Origin of the sequence: Pseudomonas sp. B33.4, from assembly GCF_034555375.1 — a bacterium.
In the GTDB taxonomy this organism is placed as follows: domain Bacteria; phylum Pseudomonadota; class Gammaproteobacteria; order Pseudomonadales; family Pseudomonadaceae; genus Aquipseudomonas.
In genome coordinates this window covers 6,354,342-6,375,523 of record NZ_CP140706.1, presented here as the reverse complement: position 1 = coordinate 6,375,523, position 21,182 = coordinate 6,354,342, and the positions used below count along the sequence as shown (strand labels likewise).

General features: G+C 60.2%; 18 protein-coding genes. 11 read left to right on the top strand and 7 right to left on the bottom strand.

The window, feature by feature from the left end; genetic code table 11:
* The first annotated feature begins 30 nt into the window (after positions 1 to 30).
* Complete coding sequence (locus tag U6037_RS28350) at positions 31 to 1,173, top strand: MFS transporter (RefSeq protein WP_322845250.1); 1,143 nt, start codon at positions 31 to 33, stop codon at positions 1,171 to 1,173.
* A gap of 86 nt (positions 1,174 to 1,259) precedes the next feature.
* Here the strand turns inward: U6037_RS28350 and U6037_RS28345 are convergent, their stop codons facing one another.
* Positions 1,260 to 2,828: a phospholipase D family protein gene (locus U6037_RS28345; RefSeq protein ID WP_322845249.1), complete on the bottom strand. Its 1,569-nt coding sequence runs from the start codon at positions 2,826 to 2,828 to the stop codon at positions 1,260 to 1,262.
* Between the two features lie 60 nt (positions 2,829 to 2,888).
* Positions 2,889 to 4,310: a PLP-dependent aminotransferase family protein gene (locus tag U6037_RS28340; RefSeq protein WP_322845248.1), complete on the bottom strand. Its 1,422-nt coding sequence runs from the start codon at positions 4,308 to 4,310 to the stop codon at positions 2,889 to 2,891.
* A 178-nt stretch (positions 4,311 to 4,488) separates the two neighbouring features.
* On the opposite strand from U6037_RS28340, the gene U6037_RS28335 reads away from it, so the two are divergent.
* The gene (locus tag U6037_RS28335) at positions 4,489 to 4,734 is read left to right on the top strand and encodes a DUF1127 domain-containing protein (RefSeq protein ID WP_322845247.1); all 246 of its coding nucleotides are present in this window, start codon (positions 4,489 to 4,491) and stop codon (positions 4,732 to 4,734) included.
* A 144-nt stretch (positions 4,735 to 4,878) separates the two neighbouring features.
* Here U6037_RS28335 and U6037_RS28330 read toward each other — a convergent pair whose 3' ends face one another.
* Positions 4,879 to 6,189, bottom strand: coding sequence for an FAD-binding oxidoreductase (locus U6037_RS28330; protein ID WP_322845246.1), 1,311 nt, complete (start codon positions 6,187 to 6,189; stop codon positions 4,879 to 4,881).
* 148 nt (positions 6,190 to 6,337) lie between these two features.
* Here U6037_RS28330 and U6037_RS28325 point away from each other — a divergent pair, with 148 nt between their 5' ends.
* The gene (locus tag U6037_RS28325) at positions 6,338 to 6,691 is read left to right on the top strand and encodes a YkgJ family cysteine cluster protein (RefSeq protein WP_038359217.1); all 354 of its coding nucleotides are present in this window, start codon (positions 6,338 to 6,340) and stop codon (positions 6,689 to 6,691) included.
* A 143-nt stretch (positions 6,692 to 6,834) separates the two neighbouring features.
* Here U6037_RS28325 and U6037_RS28320 read toward each other — a convergent pair whose 3' ends face one another.
* Positions 6,835 to 7,323, bottom strand: coding sequence for an Lrp/AsnC ligand binding domain-containing protein (locus tag U6037_RS28320; protein WP_003177284.1), 489 nt, complete (start codon positions 7,321 to 7,323; stop codon positions 6,835 to 6,837).
* 155 nt (positions 7,324 to 7,478) lie between these two features.
* Here U6037_RS28320 and dadA point away from each other — a divergent pair, with 155 nt between their 5' ends.
* From dadA to U6037_RS28290, 6 genes are all read left to right on the top strand, one after another.
* The gene (gene dadA, locus U6037_RS28315) at positions 7,479 to 8,783 is read left to right on the top strand and encodes a D-amino acid dehydrogenase (RefSeq protein ID WP_064389549.1); all 1,305 of its coding nucleotides are present in this window, start codon (positions 7,479 to 7,481) and stop codon (positions 8,781 to 8,783) included.
* Entirely contained in the window at positions 8,755 to 9,108 is a 354-nt protein-coding gene (locus U6037_RS28310) for a RidA family protein (RefSeq protein WP_034152045.1), read from the top strand. Before dadA ends, U6037_RS28310 begins: the two co-directional genes overlap by 29 nt.
* A gap of 94 nt (positions 9,109 to 9,202) precedes the next feature.
* The gene (gene alr, locus U6037_RS28305) at positions 9,203 to 10,276 is read left to right on the top strand and encodes an alanine racemase (RefSeq protein WP_322845245.1); all 1,074 of its coding nucleotides are present in this window, start codon (positions 9,203 to 9,205) and stop codon (positions 10,274 to 10,276) included.
* A gap of 88 nt (positions 10,277 to 10,364) precedes the next feature.
* Positions 10,365 to 10,913, top strand: a complete 549-nt coding sequence (locus U6037_RS28300) for a cupin domain-containing protein (RefSeq protein ID WP_007920393.1) — start codon at positions 10,365 to 10,367, stop codon at positions 10,911 to 10,913.
* 181 nt (positions 10,914 to 11,094) lie between these two features.
* On the top strand, positions 11,095 to 11,508 hold the full coding sequence (locus tag U6037_RS28295) for a c-type cytochrome (protein ID WP_102901447.1): 414 nt from the start codon (positions 11,095 to 11,097) through the stop codon (positions 11,506 to 11,508).
* 361 nt (positions 11,509 to 11,869) lie between these two features.
* Complete coding sequence (locus U6037_RS28290; RefSeq protein WP_322845244.1) at positions 11,870 to 13,792, top strand: acetyl-CoA hydrolase/transferase C-terminal domain-containing protein; 1,923 nt, start codon at positions 11,870 to 11,872, stop codon at positions 13,790 to 13,792.
* A 128-nt stretch (positions 13,793 to 13,920) separates the two neighbouring features.
* Here U6037_RS28290 and U6037_RS28285 read toward each other — a convergent pair whose 3' ends face one another.
* The gene (locus tag U6037_RS28285) at positions 13,921 to 14,493 is read right to left on the bottom strand and encodes a xanthine phosphoribosyltransferase (RefSeq protein ID WP_034152041.1); all 573 of its coding nucleotides are present in this window, start codon (positions 14,491 to 14,493) and stop codon (positions 13,921 to 13,923) included.
* A gap of 59 nt (positions 14,494 to 14,552) precedes the next feature.
* A complete protein-coding gene (gene rep, locus U6037_RS28280) occupies positions 14,553 to 16,562 on the bottom strand; it encodes a DNA helicase Rep (RefSeq protein ID WP_322845243.1) in 2,010 nt (669 codons plus the stop codon).
* 263 nt (positions 16,563 to 16,825) lie between these two features.
* On the opposite strand from rep, the gene U6037_RS28275 reads away from it, so the two are divergent.
* Positions 16,826 to 18,496 carry a bifunctional diguanylate cyclase/phosphodiesterase gene (locus tag U6037_RS28275; protein ID WP_322845242.1) on the top strand — a complete coding sequence of 557 codons (1,671 nt, stop codon included), beginning with the start codon at positions 16,826 to 16,828 and terminating at the stop codon, positions 18,494 to 18,496.
* 70 nt (positions 18,497 to 18,566) lie between these two features.
* Here U6037_RS28275 and U6037_RS28270 read toward each other — a convergent pair whose 3' ends face one another.
* A complete protein-coding gene (locus tag U6037_RS28270; RefSeq protein WP_322845241.1) occupies positions 18,567 to 19,961 on the bottom strand; it encodes a NorM family multidrug efflux MATE transporter in 1,395 nt (464 codons plus the stop codon).
* A gap of 158 nt (positions 19,962 to 20,119) precedes the next feature.
* On the opposite strand from U6037_RS28270, the gene U6037_RS28265 reads away from it, so the two are divergent.
* Complete coding sequence (locus U6037_RS28265) at positions 20,120 to 21,040, top strand: LysR substrate-binding domain-containing protein (RefSeq protein WP_034152038.1); 921 nt, start codon at positions 20,120 to 20,122, stop codon at positions 21,038 to 21,040.
* The last annotated feature ends 142 nt before the right edge of the window (positions 21,041 to 21,182 follow it).

Here is a 21,182-nt window from a genome sequence, read left to right as displayed (position 1 = left end):
ACATAATAATTATCCACAGGAGCGTGGAACATGCGTTGGGCGACGTATTTCGCCGTGTTGGCGTCTGTCTTGAGCGTCGGTCTGGCCCTGGGGGTCAGCATGCCGTTGGTGTCGTTGCGTCTTGAGGGTTGGGGTTACGGTTCCTTCGCCATCGGTGTAATGGCAGCGATGCCGGCGATTGGCGTGTTGTTGGGCGCGAAGATTTCCAGCCATTTGGCGGCGCGCTTCGGCACGGCGAACCTGATGCGCCTGTGCCTGTGGGCCGGGGCACTATCGATCGGCCTGCTGGCGCTGTTGCCAAGTTATCCGGTCTGGCTGGTGCTGCGTCTGATGATCGGGGTGATCCTGACCATCGTGTTCATCCTCGGCGAGAGCTGGATCAATCAACTGGTGGTCGAGCACTGGCGCGGTCGCCTGGTGGCGCTGTATGGCAGCAGCTATGCGTTGAGCCAGCTGTCGGGGCCGTTGCTGTTGGGCGCGCTGGGCACCGAGCATGATTACGGCTTCTGGGTCGGTGTTGGTTTGCTGCTGGTTTCACCGTTGCTGTTGCTCGGTCGCAGCGGCGCGCCGAGCAGTGAGGCAAGCAGCGTGACGTTCCGCGATCTTTGGGGATTCGCACGCGAGCTACCGGCAATTGCCTGGGCGGTGTCGTTGTTTGCCGCGTTCGAGGCAATGATCCTGACGTTGCTGCCGGTGTATTGCCTGCAACAGGGCTTCACCGCCGAAATCGCGCTGGCGATGGTCAGTACCGTGGTGGTCGGCGATGCATTGCTGCAATTGCCGATTGGCGCGTTGGCCGATTATCTGTCGCGGCGCACATTGTTCGCCGGCTGCGCGGTGGTGCTGATGCTGTCGAGTCTGGCGATTCCGATGTTGCTCGATACGCTGCTGATCTGGCCGTTGTGGGTGTTGTTTGGCGCCAGTGCCGGTGGTTTGTTCACCCTGTCGTTGATTCTGATCGGCGAGCGTTATCGCGACGATGCGCTGGTGCGCGCCAATGCGCATATCGCGCAGCTGTGGGGCGTCGGTTGTCTGATCGGGCCGCTGGCGGCGGGGGCGGGGAGCCAATGGATCAGCGGGCATGCGTTGCCGCTGTTGATGGCGATCGGGGCGTTTGGATTGGTGATATTGCTATTGCGCCAAGGGGCATTTGGTACAGAGCAAACGGCTTAAGGTCAAAAGATCGCAGCCTGCGGCAGCTCCTACAGTTGAAATGTATGTCCATGTAGGAGCTGCCGCAGGCTGCGATCTTTTGCTTTTCAAAGCATCCGCTCAAGCCCCACGGTGGTGCTGAACCACGCATTGAAGCGTCGCCACCAACTCCCCGGTTCCTTGGTCAGGGTATGCATCTGGCCGTTGTCTTCGGTGACCCAGACAATCTGGCCATCCTGCAATTTCGCCTCATAACTTAATGCGGGCGCCATACCCTGCAAGGCCAGTTCGCGAACATGTTCGGCCAGCTCGGGGCTGTCGACCAAGACCCCGACTTCGGTGTTCCACAACACCGAGCGCGGGTCGAAGTTGAACGAGCCGATAAACGACTTCTGCCGATCGAAGATCATCGCCTTGCTGTGCAGGCTTGAATCCGAGCCGCGAAACGACTTGCTGTAAAACACATGCGGTCCGCTGCCATAGTTATCCCCAGGCTGGCGCCGCAATTCATATAGCTTCACTCCATGTTCCAGCAGCGCCTTGCGATAGGGCGCATAGCCACCGTGCACCGCCGGCACGTCGGTGGCTTCCAGCGAATTGGTCAGCAGACTCACGGTAACGCCAGCATCGGCGCGTCCGGTCAGGTACACCAACCCTGGCTGGCCTGGTACGAAGTACGCCGAGATCATGATCAGCTCTTTGCTGACCCCCCTAAGCTCCGGCGCCAGTTGCGTGGTCAGCAGCAACTGCGGATCCGGCTCGCCCTTGGCCAACACCTTGCTCGGCGCATCCCACAGCGCCTGGTTCCACGCCCAGATCAGCTCCTTTCGCCAGATGTCCATGCGCGGCGCGGTGGTGAAGGTCATCAGCTGCTGATACAGCGCGTGATTCTGTTTGCGCGTTTCTTCCAGCGATTCTTCCAGGCGCGTGCGGGTGTTCTCCAGGTCCTTGGCGGTCGGTTGGCTGGAGAGGAATTCGTCGATCGGTTTGCTCAGGGCGCTGTTCCAGTATTGGTCGAAACTGTGCCCGAGCTGCTCGGCCACCGGCCCGACACTGAGCATGTCGATGTCGGTGAAATTCAGGTTTGGCTCGGCATCGAAATATTCATCGCCCAGATTACGTCCGCCGACGATGGCCGCACTGTTGTCCGCCAGCCACAACTTGTTATGCATGCGTCGATGCTGCAGCGACAGGTTGAACAGGCGTCCGGCTGCGCGCGTTACGCCGGTGCTACGCCCCAGATGCAGCGGGTTGAACAGGCGAATCTGAATCTGCGGATGCGCTGCGAGTGTGGCGATGATCTGATCGAGGCCATCGCTGGTGGTGTCGTCGAGCAGGATGCGCACGCGCACGCCACGGTCGGCGGCCTTGAGCAATTCCTCTACCAGCATCCGCGTGCTGATACCGTCATGGACGATGTAGTACTGCAGATCGAGACTGGTCTGGGCGTTACGGATCAGCTCGGCGCGTGCAGTGAATGCCTCGCTGCTGTTGGATAGCAGACGAAATCCCGAGCGACCTTGATAGGGTGCCGCTTGTGCCTGAATCGAACGGCCGAAGCTGGAATCGACCGCTGGCAAGGCCTGACTGGGCTCGCGCGGGACATCGAGACTGGCACAGCCGCTCAGGAACGAGGCGAGTAACAGCAAAGCGAACAGGGGCTGTCTGAAGCTCACGTAGGATCATTCCGGTTGGCGGCTAGGGTCGGCATATGGACGCGGTTCTCTGGAAAAAGGTCAGTCGGCTTCGGCCAGTAATCTGACAGCCGTCTCGCCGACCTTGCGCACCGCCTCTTCGATCTGCGCTGTCGGTTTGGCAGCGTAGTTCATCCGCAGGCAATTGCGGTACTTGCCCGAGGCGGAAAAAATGCTGCCGACGGCAATCTGTACGCCTTGGTCGTGCAACTCACGATTCAGTTTCAGGGTGTCGAAACCTTCCGGCAATTCGACCCACAACATGAAACTGCCTTGCGGCCGGCTGGCGCGAGTACCCGCGGGAAAGTACCGCGTCACCCAATCGATCATCAGGTCGCGGCTGCGCTGGTATTGCGTGCGCATGCGCCGCAGGTGCGGTTCGAAATGGCCGGCCTTGAGGAATTCGGCGATGGCAATCTGCGGTTGTGGCGCGGTCGAACCGGTGCTGATGTATTTCATGTGCAGCACGCGCTCGAGGTATCGACCCGGCGCGACCCAGCCAATACGCAGCCCCGGCGCCAGGGTCTTGGAAAACGAACTGCACAGCAGCACGCGGCCATCTTCGTCGAAGGATTTGATCGTGCGCGGACGCGGGTAGGTGTAGGCCAGCTCGCCATACACATCGTCCTCGATGATCGCCACGTCGAAGCGCTGCGCGAGGTTGAGCAGGGCACGTTTGCGCGACTCCGGCATGATGTAGCCGAGCGGGTTGTTGCAGTTCGGGGTGAGCTGAATGACCTTGATCGGCCATTGTTCGAGCGCCAGTTCCAGTGCTTCGAGGCTGATGCCGGTGAGTGGGTCGGTGGGAATTTCCAGGGCTTTCATGCCCAGGCCTTTGAGCGTTTGCATGGCGCCGTGGAAGCTCGGCGAGTCCACCGCGACGATGTCGCCCGGCTCGCAGATCGCGTGGATGCTGGTGGACAGCGCTTCGTGGCAACCGGTGGTGATCACCAGATCGCTGGCGCTCAACTGGCAGCCGGAGTCGAGCATCAGTCGGGCGATCTGCTCGCGCAGTTCGAGGGTGCCGTGGATATTGTCGTAATACAGGCCGGGCATGTCCTGGCGACGGCTGATGCGGGCGAGACCGCGCAGCAGCGGTTTCATCGTCGGCGAGCTGATGTCCGGCATGCCTCGACCCAGTTGCACGACATCCTTGCGCGGCACCGCGCGAATCAATTCCAGCACCTGATCCCACTGCGAAATCTCCACCGGCCGCTGCGCCGGACGGCCGACGGCGGGCAGCTCCGGCAGTTCACGGCCGACCGGCACAAAGTAGCCGGATTTGGGCTTCGGCGTGGCCAGACCACTGTCTTCGAGCACGCGATAAGCCTGCTGCACCGTGCTCAGGCTGACCCCGTGTTCGACGCTCAAGGCGCGCACCGACGGCAGTCGGTCACCCGGACGATAGAAGCCGTTTTCGATGCGCGTGCCGAGCAATTCGGCGAGGTTTACATAAAGGGTCATGGCGCTGCCTCGGTGCGGTGATTCGATAAACCAGTACAGATGCGGCAAAAATCGACAATTCAGAGGGCAAAGCGGCAAATCTGTATGGAGTTAATACAGTTGCTTTGAATCTGTAACGGTTTTGCTCGCCCGCGCATCATGGAATCTCTGGCTACCCAAGTAAACAGGAGCATTGAAAATGAACGGCTTGAGCGATGTGCGGCTGACGTTACACAGTCAGGAACTGGCGGCAGGGCAGAAGGATCGTGCACGCAATGAGATCATGCGTAACGCACCGTCCGGCCTGAGCCGCTGGGGTCTGATGTGGCATCGCCTGCACACGCGCAAGGCGTTGCTGGCGCTGACGGCGGATCAGCTCAAGGACATCGGGCTGACCCGAGAGCAGGCGCTGGAGGAGGGGTTGAAGCCGTTCTGGCGGATCTGAGATCTGTATTGTTCTTGCCGGCCCCTTCGCGAGCAGGCTCGCTCCCACATTGATCTTCGGTGGATACAACATTCCAAACCACCGCATATCCCTTGTGGGAGCGAGCCTGCTCGCGAAAGCGGCCTCGGGATCACTGCAAAAACATCAGACCAACTCTTTCAGCCGATGCCACAACATCCCCAACGCCAACAACGGCGAGCGCAAATGCTTGCCGCCCGGGAAGGTGATGTGCGGCACCTTGGCAAACAGATCAAAGCCACCGCTGTGCTGCCCGCTGATCGCTTCGGCGAGCAACTTGCCCGCCAGGTGCGTGGCGTTTACTCCGTGGCCTGAATAGGCCTGGGCGTAATACACATTCGGCTGATCATTGAGCCGGCCAATCTGCGGCAAACGGTTGGCGCCGATGCCGATCATGCCGCCCCACTGATAATCGATCTTCACCCCGGCCAGTTGCGGGAATACTTCGAGCATCTTCGGTTGCATATACGCCGCAATATCTTTTGGATCGCGCCCCGAATAGTGGCAGGCACCGCCAAACAGCAAGCGACGGTCTGCCGAGAGCCGGTAGTAATCCAGCGCCACCCGCTGATCACAGACCGCCATGTTTTGCGGCAAGAGGTTATGCGCCTGTTCTTCGCTCAACGGTTCGGTGGCGATGATGTAACTGCCGGCGGGCAGGACTTTGCCGCTGAGTTGCGGATTAAGATCATTCAGATAGGCGTTGCAACCGAGCACAAGCGTCTTGGCTCGCACCGATCCCTGGGCTGTATGAACTTTGACTTCAGGGCCGTAATCGATACGCGTCACCGCTGAGTGTTCAAACAGTTTCACACCCAATTGCTGCGCAGCCGCCGCTTCGCCCAATGCGAGATTGAGTGGATGCAGATGCCCTGAACCCATATCGATCAAACCACCGACGTAGCGCTTGGAGCCTACAACCGTGTGCATCTCGTCGGCTTGCAACAATTGCGTTTCGTAGCGATAACCGAGGCCGCGCAGTTCTTCGGCATCTTCGGCAAAACCTTCGAGGTCGGACGGTTTGTTGGCGAGATCGCAGTAGCCCCAGGTCAGGTCGCAGGCAATCTGAAAGCGCTCGACCCGCTGGCGAACGATTTCCACCGCTTCCAGGCCCATGAGTTTCATCTCGCGCACGCCGTCGCTGCCGATGACATTGGCGAACTGATCGAGACCGTGACCGACGCCGCGAATCAACTGCCCGCCGTTGCGGCCGCTGGCGCCCCAGCCGATCTTGTGCGCTTCCAGCAACACCACGTTGAGCCCGCGCTCAGCCAGTTCCAGCGCCGTGTTTAGCCCGGAAAACCCACCGCCTACCACGCAGACGTCCGCCGCCACGTCGCCTTGCAGCAGCGGATGATCCGGCTGCGGCAGGCTGCTGGCGGCGTAGTAAGAGGCAACGTGAGGTTGGCTCGCGGAAGTGTGGGCGCGGGCAGTCATGGGCGTCATCCAACGGCTAAGGTGTCGAGAAAATTTGACGGAGAATAAGCCGCACGCCCGAACGGGGGCAACACTGGTCGCCCTGCGGTGTCTGGATCACGGCTTTTGCGGCACAATTGTCGCCTATCCCACCTTGGTTATCGTTTCGATGAGCTGCAACAGCCAGACAGTCCGCACCTTGCGCCAGCAGATTCCCTCGTTCGAGTGCGTGCCCGGCTGCCACGATTGCTGTGGGCCGGTGACCACCTCGCCGGAAGAAATGGCGCGCCTGCCGCGCAAGACCCGCGCCGAGCAGGATGCGGCGATGGAAGAACTGAACTGTGTGCATCTGGGGCCGAATGGCTGCACGGTGTATGAAGAGCGGCCACTGATTTGCCGTTTGTTTGGCACGACCAAAACCTTGCCTTGCCCGAATGAGCGGCGGCCGGTGGAGCTGATTCATCCGCGCGTGGAGAAGCAGATTTTCGAGTACATGGCGGCGAATCGGCAGGTGTTGGTTTAACGCGTTCACTCGGAACCGTGTCGACGCCATCGCTGGCAAGCCAGCTCCCACAGGTTCGGCGTCGTACACAAATGTTGTGAACACCGATAATCACTGTGGGAGCTGGCTTGCCAGCGATGGGGTCGGGTCAGGAATCCCCAATCTCAGTCTGGAATCGGCAGGCTCAAGCTCTCCTTAACCTCTTCCATCACGATATAGCTCTTCGACTCGCGCACATGCGGCAGCTTGAGCAGAATGTCGCCCAGCAGCTTGCGGTATGAGGCCATCTCGGAAATCCGCGCCTTCACCAGATAGTCGAAATCCCCTGACACCAGATGGCACTCCAGCACGTGCGGCAATTTCAGCACCGCGCGTCGGAACTCCTCGAAAGTGTCGCCGGATTTGTAGTCGAGGCTGATCTCGACGAACACCAGCAAGCTACCCTTCAAGTGCTGCGGATTCAGCCGGGCGTTGTAGCCCATGATGATGCCTTCGCGCTCCAGACGCCGCACCCGCTCGGTGCAGGGCGTGGTGGAGAGGCCGACCTTCTCGCCGAGTTCGGTAAAGGAAATCCGCCCGTCCGCCTGCAGGATCCGCAAGATGTTGCGGTCGATCTTGTCCAGCTCACGTTTGGTCTGAGTGTTGGTACGCATAGGGGATGCGCCTCCGTGAAAAGGGTTTCTGCCGAGAATTGTCGCCAAATATAGGCGCTTATATAGTGAAAAGCACTGGCATTTCTTTTTTACACTGCGCGCATCATTGCTCTAACAACAGACGTGCGCGGCCCTGCCGCGATGAGGGATACAAAATGCGTGTAATGGTCTTGGGTAGCGGCGTCATCGGTACCGCCAGTGCTTACTATCTGGCCCGTGCCGGGTTTGAAGTGGTGGTGGTCGACCGGCAGCCAGCCGCGGCCATGGAGACCAGTTTCGCCAACGCCGGCCAGGTGTCGCCGGGCTACGCCTCGCCGTGGGCTGCGCCGGGCGTACCGCTCAAGGCGATCAAGTGGCTGCTGCAACGCCACGCCCCTCTCGCGATCAAGGCCACCGCCGACATCGACCAGTACTTGTGGATGGCGCAGATGCTGCGCAACTGCACCGCTAACCGTTATGCGGTGAACAAGGAACGCATGGTGCGTCTGTCCGAGTACAGCCGCGACTGCCTCGATGAATTGCGCGCCGAAACCGGCATCGCCTACGAAGGCCGCAGCCTCGGCACGACCCAGCTGTTCCGCACTCAGGCGCAACTCGATGGCGCCGCCAAAGACATCGCTGTGCTGAAAGAATCCGGCGTGCCGTTTGAAGTCCTCGACCGCGCCGGCATTGCCCGCGTCGAGCCGGCACTGGCAGGTGTCACCGACATCCTCGCCGGTGCCCTGCGCCTGCCGAACGACCAGACCGGCGACTGCCAGATGTTCACCACGCGCCTCGCCGAAATGGCAGTGAAACTCGGTGTCGAATTCCGTTTCGGCCAGGACATTCAGAAACTCGACTACGCCGGTGATCGCATCAACGGCGTGTGGATCGACGGCAAGCTGGAAACCGCCGACCGCTACGTGCTGGCGCTCGGCAGCTACTCGCCGCAACTGCTCAAGCCGCTGGGCATCAAAGCCCCGGTGTATCCGCTCAAGGGTTACTCGCTGACCGTGCCGATCACCAACCCGGCGATGGCCCCGACCTCGACCATTCTCGACGAGACCTACAAGGTCGCGATCACCCGTTTCGACAACCGCATCCGCGTTGGCGGCATGGCCGAGATCGCCGGTTTTGACCTGTCGCTGAACCCGCGTCGACGCGAAACCCTGGAGATGATCGTCAACGACCTTTATCCTCAGGGCGGCAATCTGGCCGAGGCGAGTTTCTGGACCGGCCTGCGTCCGACCACCCCGGACGGCACGCCGATCGTTGGCGCCACACCGTTCAAGAACCTGTTTCTCAACACCGGTCACGGCACCCTCGGTTGGACCATGGCGTGCGGTTCCGGTCGTTTGCTGGCCGACCTGATGGCGAAGAAAAAACCACAGATCAGCGCCGAAGGCCTCGATATTTCCCGTTACGGCAACAAAATCCAGGAGTCCGCAAAACATGTCAATCCAGCGCCAGCTCACCAATGAGCGCATGAGTCAGATCGTCAGCCACAACGGCACCGTGTATCTGGCCGGGCAGGTCGGCGACGACTTCGACGCCGGGATTGAACAGCAGACCCGCGACGTACTGGCCAATATCGAGCGTTTGCTTGATCTGGCCGGCACCGACAAACAACACCTGCTGTCGGCGACGATTTACCTGAACGACATCGAGGCGCACTTCGCCGGGATGAACTCGGTGTGGGATCAGTGGCTGCCAAAAGGCGCTGCCCCGGCCCGCGCCACCGTCGAAGCGAAAATGGCAAAACCGAGCATTCTGGTAGAAATCTCTATCGTCGCCGCGCTGCCGTAACCGTTGTAAAGATCCCTCTCCCGGCGCTGTTGGCGGTTCACGTCGTCAGTCGGCGCCGGTTTTTCTTCCCATGACCGCCTAGAAGTCTGCCGCCATGCGTCCTGCCCGTGCCCTGATCGACCTAGAAGCCCTGCGCCACAATTACCGAATTGCCCGCGAAGTCACCGGCGCCAAGGCGCTCGCGGTGATCAAGGCCGATGCCTATGGCCATGGCGCGGTACGTTGCGCTCAGGCGCTGGAGTCCGAGGCCGATGGTTTTGCCGTGGCCTGCATCGAAGAGGCGCTGGAGTTGCGCGCGGCCGGCATCAAGGCGCCCGTGTTGTTGCTGGAAGGGATTTTCGAGGCCGATGAGCTGGCGCTGATCGTCGAGCATGATTTCTGGACCGTGGTGCACTCGCTGTGGCAACTCGAAGCCATCGAGCAGGCAGCTCTGAGCAAGCCGATTACTGTCTGGCTGAAGCTCGATTCAGGCATGCACCGCGTCGGTCTGCATCCAAAGGATTACGCAGCCGCCTATCAGCGTCTGCTGGCCAGCGGCAAAGTCGCGAAAATTGTCTTGATGAGCCACTTCGCCCGCGCCGATGAACTGCACGCGCAGAGCAGCACCGAACAGGTCGCGGTGTTTGAGGCGGCGCGTCAGGGGCTGGCGGCGGAAGTCAGCCTGCGCAACTCGCCTGCCGTACTCGGCTGGCCGCAGATTCACAGCGACTGGGTGCGCCCAGGCATCATGCTCTACGGTGCAACCCCGTTCGAAGAAGCCAACGCCGTGGCTGAGCGTCTGCAACCGGTGATGACCCTGGAATCGAAAGTGATTTGCGTGCGTGAACTGCCGGCCGGCGAACCGGTGGGTTACGGTGCCAGATTCATCACCGACAAGCCGATGCGTGTCGGTGTGGTCGCCATGGGTTACGCCGACGGCTATCCACGTCAGGCGCCGACCGGCACGCCGGTTTTGGTGGCTGGCAAGCGCAGCCGCATTCTCGGTCGCGTGTCGATGGACATGCTTTGCATCGATCTGACGGATGTGCCGGAAGCCGACCTCGGTTCGACCGTCGAGCTGTGGGGCAAAAACATCCTCGCCAGCGAAGTGGCGCAGTGGGCCGACACCATTCCGTACCAGATCTTCTGCAACCTGCGCCGGGTGCCAAGGCTCTATTCCGAGGGTTGACGCCGCTGCGGGGGCCAAGTGTTGTAAATACTGAACGCTGTCGCCATGATAACGCTCAATATTCTTACAACATCAGGAGGCTCGCGCCTTGGACGTCGGTGAACGACTGCAATCGATCCGCAAGCTCAAAGGGCTTTCCCAGCGTGAACTCGCCAAACGCGCGGGCGTCACCAACAGCACCATTTCGATGATCGAAAAGAACAGCGTCAGCCCTTCGATCAGTTCGCTGAGAAAGGTACTGGGCGGGATTCCCATGTCCATGGTCGAGTTCTTTTCCGAAGAAATCCTGCAGGAAGTCCCGACCCAGATCGTCTACAAGGCCAACGAGCTGATCGACATTTCCGACGGCGCCGTGACCATGAAACTGGTGGGCCGCGCGCACCCCAGTCGCGCCATCGCCTTCCTCAACGAAATCTACCCGCCGGGCGCCGACACCGGCGAAGAAATGCTCACCCATGAAGGCGAAGAAACCGGGATTCTGGTGGAAGGTCGCCTGGAACTGGTTGTGGGTCTGGAAACTTTTATTCTCGAAGCCGGCGACAGCTACTACTTTGAAAGTACCAAGCCGCATCGTTTCCGTAATCCGTTCGACGCGCCTGCGCGGCTAATCAGCGCAGCCACGCCAGCGAATTTTTAACAAAGAGGTGCCAAGCCATGATGGCAAAGGCATCCAGAGAGTTTTTCTACCGTGCGGTATAACCCCTTCGACTATGGGGTTGTTTCAGTGTGACGGGCTACCCGCTATACTTCCGCCCGCCTGCGAACCGTGGCCGCAGGCGTGAATAGCCACCATTGAGGGTGAACGCGTGAACCTAATTATGAAAATGCTGGCCGCACCAGCAACCGTACTGGCCCTCTGGGCTGTCAGCGCTCAAGCTGCGACGAATGACGACATTGCCAAACGCCTCGAGCCGGTCGGCCAGGTGTGTGTCCAAGGGCAGGAATGCAAGGGGATGGAAGTGGCTGCAACTGCCGGCGGCGGTGATGCCAAGACTCCAGACTCAATCATTGCCAAACATTGCAACGCTTGCCATGGCTCCGGCCTTTTAGGTGCGCCGAAAATCGGTGACACCGCAGCCTGGAAAGAACGAGCCGATCACCAGGGCGGCCTCGACGGCATCCTGGCCAAGGCCATCACCGGCATCAATGCCATGCCGCCTAAAGGCACCTGCGCTGACTGCTCCGACGCCGACCTGAAAGGCGCAATCGAGAAGATGTCCGGCCTGAAATAAGCCGCGCTTCTGACGAAAAAAACCGTCTTCGGACGGTTTTTTTTGTGCCTGCGATTCAGCAGCCCTCACCCCAGCCCTCTCCCGGAGGGAGAGGGGGCCGACCGAAGTGTCTTTCGCTATACATCGACCGGAAAGACCTTAGCGATTATGGATTCAGCACATCACTTTCACGTCGGCGTATCTTCACAGCAACCCCCAATCAGTCCCCTCTACCTCTGGGAGAGGGCTAGGGTGAGGGCAACAATTTCGAGTCGGATAAATATTTCAAGAACAGCGCACATTCACTCTGAAGCTGTTCATTGCAGCAAACTCAAGGCAATCTCGGTCTACCCCTATTCACGGAACGGGCAGGAGGCTTCAGATGGTGCAGTTGTGTTCGATCGAACAGGCAGTGGATGACGTGCTGGCGCGGTTGCCGGCGCATATCCACATGGGCATGCCGCTGGGCCTGGGCAAACCCAATCACTTCGTCAACGCGCTGTACCGGCGGATCAAAGAGCTGCCCGAGCGGCAACTGACGATCTACACCGCGCTGTGCCTAGGCCGGCCGAACCTGGGTGACGGTTTGCAGAAACGCTTTATCGAACCCTTCGTCGAGCGCGTCTTCGGTGACTACCCGGAATTCGATTTTCTCGCCGATCTGCACCGCGACAGCCTGCCCGCCAACATCCGCATCGAACAGTTTTTCATGCAGCCCGGCAGCCTGCTCAACAGCGCGCCGGCTCAGCAGGATTACGTCAGCAGCAACTACAGCCACGCCGCCCGCGACATCAACGCCGCCGGGCTCAATCTGGTGGCACAATTGCTCGCCAGCAGCAGCGAGCATCCCGATCGACTGAGCCTCAGTTGCAATCCCGACATCACCCTCGACCTGTTGCCGATGATCGCCAAGCGGCGCGACGCCGGGGAGACCATTTTGCTGGTCGGCCAGGTGCACACCGATCTGCCGTACATGCCCGGCGATGCCGAGGTCGATATCGACACCTTTGACCTGCTGATCGACGCGAAGGACAGCAGCACGCTGTTTTCCACGCCAAACATGCCCGTCGGTTTTCAGGATCATTTCATTGGTTTGCACGCGAGTACGCTGGTGCGCGACGGCGGCACGTTGCAGATCGGCATCGGTTCGATGGGCGATGCCCTCACCGCAGCACTGCTCGCACGGCAGGCGGATAACGCCGGTTATAAAGCGTTGCTCGATGACATCAACCTGAGCCAGTGGGCGCAATTGATCGACCGCGAAGGCGGCACCGGACCGTTCGCCAAAGGCCTGTACGGTTGCAGCGAAATGTTCGTGAACGGCCTGCTGGTGCTGGCGGATGCCGGGATCATCCGGCGCAAGGTCTATCCCGACGTGCAGACTCAGGAACAGGCTAACGCCGGCACCCTCGACGAGGCCGCGCAAACTGACGGCATCTCGGTGCACGGTGGCTTCTTCCTCGGCCCGCGCAGTTTCTACGAGCGCCTGCGCGAGCTGCCGCAGAGCAAACGCCTCGAATTCAACATGACCCGCATCAGCTACATCAACGAGTTGTACGGGCAGGAAGAGCTCAAGCGTCTGCAGCGCCTTGATGCGCGGTTTATCAACACCGTGTTCACCATGACCTTGCTCGGTGCGGGTGTGGCGGATCAACTGGAAGACGGACGGGTGCTCAGCGGTGTCGGCGGGCAGTACAACTTTGTTGCCCAGGGGCATGCGTTGCACGATGCCCGTTCGATTCTGATTCTGCGCAGCTGGCGCGAATCCGGTGGCGACGTCAGTTCCAACATCGTCTGGGAATACGGCCACTGCACGATCCCACGGCATTTGCGCGACATCGTTGTGACCGAGTACGGCATTGCCGATCTGCGCGGTAAATCCGACGCAGTGGTGATCGAGTCGCTGCTGAACATCAGCGACTCACGCTTCCAGCAAGGCTTGATCGAGCAAGCGCAAAAGGTCGGCAAACTGCCAAAGGATTTCCGCCTCGACCCACGCTTTGCCGACAACACGCCGCAGCGTTTGCAGACGATTGCTGCACGGCACTCAAATCTGTTTCCGGAGTACCCGCTGGGCTGTGATTTCACAGTGATTGAAAAGGATTTGCTACGCGCGCTGAACTGGTTGAAGAGCAAATTCAAACTCACCGAAATCCTCGAACTCGGCAAGGCCGCCCTCGACGCCCCCGAGGCATCGCTCTACCCCGAACACCTCGAACGCATGCAACTCACAAACCCGGAAGGCCTGAAAGAAGACCTCTTCCAACGCCTGCTCCTCACCGGCCTGAAAGCCACCGCACAATAACTGCCGGGCCCAAAACAACTGTAGGAGTGAGCCTGCTCGCGATAGCAGTGTTTCAGCCGACGAATATATCGACTGACACTAAGCTTTCGCGAGCAGGCTCACTCCTACAGGGGAGCTGCGGTGTGGCTTTATTCGATGAAGGTAACGACGCCACCCGTCAGCGATTTCACCCGGGCCAGCGATTCGACGCGGTAGCCCTGCGAGTCCAGCTCGGCGCGGCCGCCCTGGAACGACTTCTCGATGACGATGCCCAGACCGGCAACGGTCGCGCCGGCCTGTTTGATGATCGAGATCAGCGCCTGCGAGGCCTTACCGTTGGCCAGGAAGTCGTCGATGATCAGCACGCGGTCGCTGCTGGTCAGGTGGCGCGGGGAGATGGCCACGGTGCTTTCGGTCTTCTTGGTGAACGAGTAAACGGTCGCCGACAGCAGGTTTTCCGTCAGGGTCAGGGACTGTTGCTTGCGGGCGAAGATCACCGGCACGCCGAGGTTCAGACCGGTCATGATCGCCGGAGCGATGCCCGAGGCTTCGATGGTGACGATCTTGGTGATGCCCGAGTCCTTGAACAGCGAGGCGAATTCGTCGCCGATCAGCTTCATCAGGGCCGGGTCGATCTGGTGGTTCAGGAAGGCGTCGACCTTCAGGACCTGGTCGGAAAGCACAATGCCTTGTTCGCGGATTTTCTGCTGCAATGCTTCCATGAAGCTGTCCTCTTTTGGCGCTTAGTGCGCCGAAGGTCTAGTAAAAAAAGTGGTCAATTCTAGCGCTTTAACATCGCGCGTATATCAGCCAATGCGCTATTGCCGCGCACGACTTTGACTTCGGTCGGGGTGTCGTCGTTGCCTTCCCACGCCAGATCGTCCGGTGGCAGCTCATCGAGGAAGCGGCTCGGCGCGCAGTCGATGATTTCGCCGTACTGCTTGCGCTTGGCGGCGAAGGTGAAAGCCAGGGTCTGGCGCGCGCGGGTGATGCCCACGTAGGCCAGGCGGCGTTCTTCTTCGATGGTGTCGGCTTCGATGCTGGAGCGGTGCGGGAGGATTTCCTCTTCCATGCCCATGATGAACACGTAAGGGAATTCCAGGCCCTTGGACGCATGCAGCGTCATCATCTGCACGCCTTCGGCGCCGTCTTCCTCTTCCTGCTGACGTTCGAGCATGTCGCGCAGGACCAGTTTGCCGATCGCATCCTCGACGGTCATTTCGCCTTCTTCGTCCTTCTCGAGGGTGTTTTTCAACGCCTCGATCAGGAACCAGACGTTGCTCATCCGGTAGTCCGCAGCCTTGTCGCTGGAGCTGTTGGTGCGCAGCCAGTTCTCGTAGTCGATGTCCATGACCATGCTGCGCAGTGCCGAGATCGGATCTTCACCGGCGCACTGCTCGCGGACCTTGTCCATGAAGCGCTTGAAGCGGCCCAAGCGATCGGTGAAGCGGCTGTCGAGATGCTCGCCCAGACCGATTTCGTCGGTGGCGGCGTACATCGAGATTTTTCGCTCGGTGGCGTAGTTGCCGAGTTTTTCCAGGGTGGTCGAGCCGATTTCGCGGCGCGGCACGTTGATCACGCGCAGGAAGGCGTTGTCGTCATCCGGGTTCACGATCAGGCGGAAGTAGGCCATCAGGTCTTTCACTTCCTGACGGCCGAAGAAGCTGTTACCGCCGCTCAAACGGTACGGCACCTGATGGTGCTGCAACTTCAGCTCAATCAGTTTGGCCTGATAGTTACCGCGATAAAGAATCGCAAAATCGCTGTACGGGCGGTCGGTGCGCAAGTGCAGGCTGAGGATCTCCATGGCCACGCGCTCGGCTTCGGCGTCCTCGTTGCGGCAGCGGATCACACGGATTTCGTCGCCGTGGCCCATCTCACTCCACAACTGCTTTTCGAATTCGTGCGGGTTGTTCGAGATCAGCACGTTGGCGCAACGCAGGATGCGACTCGTCGAACGGTAGTTCTGTTCGAGCATCACCACTTTCAGCGATGGATAGTCGTCCTTGAGCAGCATCAGGTTTTCCGGCCGCGCGCCGCGCCAGGCGTAGATCGACTGGTCGTCGTCGCCTACCACGGTGAACTGGTTGCGCTTGCCGATGAGCATTTTTACCAGCAAGTATTGGCTGGCGTTGGTGTCCTGGTATTCGTCGACGAGCAGGTAGCGCACCTTGTTCTGCCACTTTTCGAGGATGTCGGCGTGTTCTTCGAAGAGTTTTACCGGCAGCAGGATCAAGTCGTCGAAGTCCACCGCGTTGAACGCTTTGAGCGTGCGCTGATAGTGGGTGTAGACGATCGCGGCGGTCTGTTCCTTGGGATTGCGCGCGTTCTCCAGCGCCTGAGGCGGCAGGATCAGGTCGTTTTTCCAGGCGCCGATCATGTTCTTGATCTCGTCGACGCCGTCTTCGCCCGCGTATTCCTTCTGCATGATGTCGGTCATCAAGGCTTTGACGTCGGTCTCGTCAAAGATCGAGAAACCGGGTTTGTAGCCCAGCCGCGCGTGTTCCTTGCGGATGATGTTCAGCCCGAGGTTGTGGAACGTGCAGACCGTCAGACCGCGCCCTTCGCCGGCGCGCAGCAGGGTGCCGACCCGCTCTTTCATCTCGCGCGCGGCCTTGTTGGTAAAGGTCATGGCGACGATGTACTGGGCGCGAATGCCGCAGTTCTGGATCAGGTGCGCAATTTTGCGCGTGATCACGCTGGTCTTGCCGGAGCCAGCACCGGCGAGCACCAATAGAGGGCCGCCGACGTAGTTCACGGCTTCTTGCTGCCGGGGATTGAGTCGGGACATACGAAAAATTCGGGAGTCGTTGACGAAATGGGCCGGCATTTTAACAGGCTCAGAGAATTGTGCTGCTCTCTCCGACTTGTGACGTACCGCGCGATTCAAATTTGCCGGTTTTGTTACTTTCGCGGAGGATGCGCGGTGATTTTGCGGCTAATGTTCTCATTCGTGACACAAAATAACGTTTTGATAACCGTTGTCATTTGGTCATTGAACATCGCAACGGCATAATGCCCCGCCCACATCATTGCAGAGTCTAGGGAGCTAGCTTGTCTACGCCTGTCGAACCCTTGCGTTTGCTGCTACTGGCCGAAGAGCCAGCGTGGACAGCGTTATTGCGTGAGTGTCTGGCTCCGATGGGGAGCGCGGCGGTGCTGATCAGCGCGCCGAGCTGGGAGTCGGTCAGCAGTTTGTTCGAAGACAACCGCCACGCGGTGTTGTTGACCCTTCCTGCGTTGCAACCGGCACCCGGCCGCTGCAGCCTGCCAACGGTATTGCTGCTGGAACACGAACCGGACACCGCGCCGGTTGGCGTCAGTGACTGGCTGGTGTTCGACGCCCTCGACGCCGGCATGCTACGACGTTGTCTGCGCCATGTGCGCGAGCGCGGCGTTCTCGAAAATACCCTGCAACGCCTCGCCGAACAGGATCCGCTGACCGGCATCGCCAACCGTCAGGGTTTCCAGACCTTGCTCGCCGCGCGCCTCGCGGAAAACGACGGCCGCGGCCTGGCCCTCGGGCATCTTGATCTCGACAACTTCCGCCACGCCAACGACGCCCTCGGTCATCAGGCAGGCGATCGCTTGATCCTGCAAGTGGTCGCACGATTGAAAAGCCAGCTGGAGGCCGGCGATCAGCTGGCGCGGCTGGGCAGCGACGAGTTTGCCCTGCTGATCGACACCCGCCGCGCTCCGCAGCGCGCCGAGTGGATGGCCGAACGTATCACCGAAGCACTCGCCGAGCCTTATTGGGTCGATGGCGAAAGTCTGCTGATCGGCTCCAGCCTCGGCATCGCCCACGCCCGCGCACAGGCTGGCGCTGACCCGCTGATGTGGCACGCGCACATCGCCATGCAGCAGGCCAAAAGCACGCAGGGCTGCACTTTTCATATCTTCAACGAGCGGATCAACCGCAACGCGCGGAGCATGGCTGACCTCGAAAGCGAGCTGCGCCGGGCGTTGCGTCGCGATGAGCTGGAACTGCATTACCAGCCACGCCTGAATCTTGAGGACGGCCAGATTGTCGGCCTCGAAGCCTTGGTGCGCTGGCGCCATGGCGAACGTGGTTTGCTGCCGCCGAGTGAGTTCGTGCCGTTGGCCGAGCAGAGTGGTTTGATTGTGCCGCTGGGTTACTGGGTGATTTCCCGGGCGCTGCGTGACATGCAGGCGCTGCGCGAACGCGGGCTGCCGGCGCTGCACATGGCGATCAACCTGTCGTTCCGCCAGTTTCAGGACAGTCAGTTGTTGCCGACACTCAGTCGCTTGATTGCCGAGCGCGGTGTCGAAGCGCAGTGGCTGGAATTCGAACTGACCGAAACCGCGGTGATGCGCCGCAGCGATCTGGTCAAACAGACCATGGACGCTCTCGGCCGCCTCGGTGTGCGTTTCTCGCTGGATGATTTCGGTACCGGTTTCTCGTCGTTCGTGCACCTCAACAGCCTGCCGATCACCTTGCTGAAGATCGACAAGAGCTTCGTCGGCGGCATGGAGCAGCGCGAAGAGAACCGCAAACTGGTGCACGCGATGATCAATCTCGCGCACAACCTGCATCTGGAAGTGGTGGCGGAAGGAGTGGAAACTCCGGAGCAACTGGAACTGCTGCGCGGATTTGGTTGCGATCAAGTGCAGGGTTATCTGATCAGCCGGCCGTTGCCGTTGGCGGAGTTGGTTGAATACCTGACATTTGGCTCAAGCCAACAGGTTTCTGTGGAGGCTGTTTAAAAGATCGCAGCCTGCGGCAGCTCCTACACCGATTCATGTAGGAGCTGCCGCAGGCTGCGATCTTTTGATCTTAATCCGCGCGAACAGCCTCGAACCTCGGTGACACAGGCTCCAGCCGAATCATCCGCTTCATCTTCCACTCAAACGCCAGCGTCAAACTTACCGCCGCGCACGCCAAACCCAGCGCCAAGCCCCACCAGACGCCCGTCGGCCCCCAGTTCAAATGGAACGCCATCCACCACGCCGCCGGCGCGCCGATCAGCCAATAACAGCCGAGCCCGACCAGAAACGTGGTCTTCGCATCCTTGAGCCCACGAATGCAGCCCATGGCAATCGTCTGCGTGCCGTCGAACAACTCGAACCACGCCGCCACCGCCAACAGGCTCACCGCCAGACGAATCACCTCGGCAAAGGCCGGATCGTTGTGATCGAGAAACAACCCGACCAACTGATTTGGCAGCAACCAGAACACCATCGCAAACCCCAGCATGACCACCGCGCCAAAGACGATCCCGACCCGCCCGGACATCCGCGCATCGCTCAATTGCCCCGCGCCGTAATGCTGGCCGACGCGCATGGTGATCGCATATGACATGCCCGCCGGCACCATGAACGCCACCGAAACAATCTGCAGGGCGATCTGATGCGCGCCCAGTTGCGTGCTGCCCATGGTGCCCATGCACAACGCCGCAAATGCGAACAGACCGACTTCCACCGCGTAGGTGCCGCCGATTGGCAGGCCGAGGCGCCACAGCTCTTTCAGGTACTGCCGGTTCGGTCGCGACAGGCCCGCACGCAAAGGGTAAGCGTCATAAGCCGGATGCCGACGGATGTGCCAGGCCAATGCCAACGCCATGCAGTTGGCGACAATGGCCGTGACCAGGCCGATCCCGGTCAGACCCATTTTCGGCAGGCCGAACATGCCGGTGATCAGCGCGTAATTGAGCAGGAAGTTGGCCACCGTGCCGGCCAGACTGATAACCATCACCGGTGTCGCCCGGCCAATCGCGCTGGTAAAACCGCGCAGGGCCATGAAGCTCAAGTAGCCGGGCAGGGCGAAGGGCAGGGCGATCAGAAATTGCCCGGCAGCGTTGACGTTGGTTTCGGTCTGGCCGAACAGCAGCAACACCGGTTTCAGGTTCCACAGCAGCAAGCCGGCGCCCAGTGCCATCAGCCACGCCAGCCACAGGCCAGCCTGAGTCAGCCGTGCGGCGCCAATGATGTCGCCGGCGCCTTTGCGAATCGCCACCAGCGTGCCGACAGCCGCAATCACGCCAATGCAGAAAATCGACACAAATGAATAACTCGCCGCTCCGAGACCGCCACCGGCCAACGCTTCCGGACTGAGGCGCGCCATCATCAGAGTGTCGGTCAGCACCATCAGCATGTGCGCCAACTGTGAAGCGATCAACGGCCCTGCCAGCCGCAGAATGGCCCAGAGTTCGGTACGCACAGGATGCTGCATGGTCATCACCAGTCGATTTCAGAGGGAACAGGAGACCGTCGATTCTCAGGCCTTGGCAGGTTTTGCACAAAGGGATAAAAAGGATGGGTAGCATGATTAAAACTCATCTTGAGCAGTTTTCGTCAGACTGGCTGCATCCCGCTATAGGAGCTTTCTGCATGTCTCGTCGTCTTCCTCCCTTGTATGCCCTGCGCGCATTTGAAGCAGCGGCACGGCACAGTTCGTTCACCCGTGCGGCGGAAGAGTTGTCGATCACCCAGAGCGCAGTCAGTCGGCATATTCGAACCCTGGAAGATCATTTCGCTTGCCGGCTATTCCACCGCAGTGGTCGCAACCTGCAACTGACCGAGGCCGCTCGCCTGCTGTTGCCCGGCATCCGCGAAGGCTTCACGGCGCTGGAGCGGGCCTGCAATACCTTGCGCGCCGAAGACGACATTCTGCGTATGAAGGCGCCGTCGACCCTGACCATGCGCTGGCTGCTGGCACGGCTCAGTCGCTTCCGTCACTTGCAGCCGGGCAACGAAGTGCAACTGACCAGCGCCTGGATGGATGTGGATTCGGTGGACTTTAACGATGAGCCGTTCGATTGCGCTGTGCTGCTGAGTGACGGGCATTTTCCGCCGGATTGGGAGGCCAGCCTGTTATTTCCTGAGGAACTGATCCCGGTGGGTGCGCCGAACCTGCTGAATGATCAGCCGTGGGATCTGGCCCGGCTGGCGTCCACCGAATTGCTCCATCCGACCCCGGATCGTCGTGACTGGCGCAGTTGGCTGGAGCACATGGGACTGTCCGATCAGGTTTCACTCAAGGGCGGACAGGTGTTCGATACCCTCGAGTTAGGGATGATCGCAGCGGCGCGCGGTTATGGTGTGTCGATGGGCGACCTGTTGATGGTCGCCGAAGATGTGGCGCAGGGACGACTGAGCCTGCCGTGGCCGACGGCGGTCGCCAGCGGACTGAATTATTACCTGGTGTGGCCAAAGACCCGTCCGGGAGGTGAACGTTTGCGCCGCCTCAGCGACTTCCTGCAAGGCGAAGTCCGCGCCATGGAACTGCCGGCGGTTGCGCGCTTGAGCTGAAACGTTCGAGCCGCCACAATGGCGGCCTTGTGCCATAACCCTGCTGCTCGCTCAAGTATTCGGCTTTACCGCCGAATACGTGCATGTGGAACCGTCGTGCCGGTATCCACGATTTACCCCCACTATTAAAAATTATCCGAGC

Bases quoted from the DNA above. Each gene is read 5' to 3' on its own strand.
- U6037_RS28340 (WP_322845248.1), bottom strand. From the start codon at position 4,310: ATGACCCTTTATGTAAACCTCGCCGAATTGCTCGGCACGCGCATCGAA.
- U6037_RS28320 (WP_003177284.1), bottom strand. From the start codon at position 7,323: ATGCGTACCAACACTCAGACCAAACGTGAGCTGGACAAGATCGACCGC.
- U6037_RS28270 (WP_322845241.1), bottom strand. From the start codon at position 19,961: ATGCAGCATCCTGTGCGTACCGAACTCTGGGCCATTCTGCGGCTGGCA.
- rep (WP_322845243.1), bottom strand. From the start codon at position 16,562: ATGTCCCGACTCAATCCCCGGCAGCAAGAAGCCGTGAACTACGTCGGC.
- U6037_RS28265 (WP_034152038.1), top strand. From the start codon at position 20,120: ATGTCTCGTCGTCTTCCTCCCTTGTATGCCCTGCGCGCATTTGAAGCA.
- U6037_RS28350 (WP_322845250.1), top strand. From the start codon at position 31: ATGCGTTGGGCGACGTATTTCGCCGTGTTGGCGTCTGTCTTGAGCGTC.
- U6037_RS28290 (WP_322845244.1), top strand. From the start codon at position 11,870: ATGGTGCAGTTGTGTTCGATCGAACAGGCAGTGGATGACGTGCTGGCG.
- dadA (WP_064389549.1), top strand. From the start codon at position 7,479: ATGCGTGTAATGGTCTTGGGTAGCGGCGTCATCGGTACCGCCAGTGCT.
- U6037_RS28335 (WP_322845247.1), top strand. From the start codon at position 4,489: ATGAACGGCTTGAGCGATGTGCGGCTGACGTTACACAGTCAGGAACTG.
- U6037_RS28325 (WP_038359217.1), top strand. From the start codon at position 6,338: ATGAGCTGCAACAGCCAGACAGTCCGCACCTTGCGCCAGCAGATTCCC.
- U6037_RS28330 (WP_322845246.1), bottom strand. From the start codon at position 6,189: ATGACTGCCCGCGCCCACACTTCCGCGAGCCAACCTCACGTTGCCTCT.
- alr (WP_322845245.1), top strand. From the start codon at position 9,203: ATGCGTCCTGCCCGTGCCCTGATCGACCTAGAAGCCCTGCGCCACAAT.
- U6037_RS28285 (WP_034152041.1), bottom strand. From the start codon at position 14,493: ATGGAAGCATTGCAGCAGAAAATCCGCGAACAAGGCATTGTGCTTTCC.
- U6037_RS28310 (WP_034152045.1), top strand. From the start codon at position 8,755: ATGTCAATCCAGCGCCAGCTCACCAATGAGCGCATGAGTCAGATCGTC.
- U6037_RS28295 (WP_102901447.1), top strand. From the start codon at position 11,095: ATGAAAATGCTGGCCGCACCAGCAACCGTACTGGCCCTCTGGGCTGTC.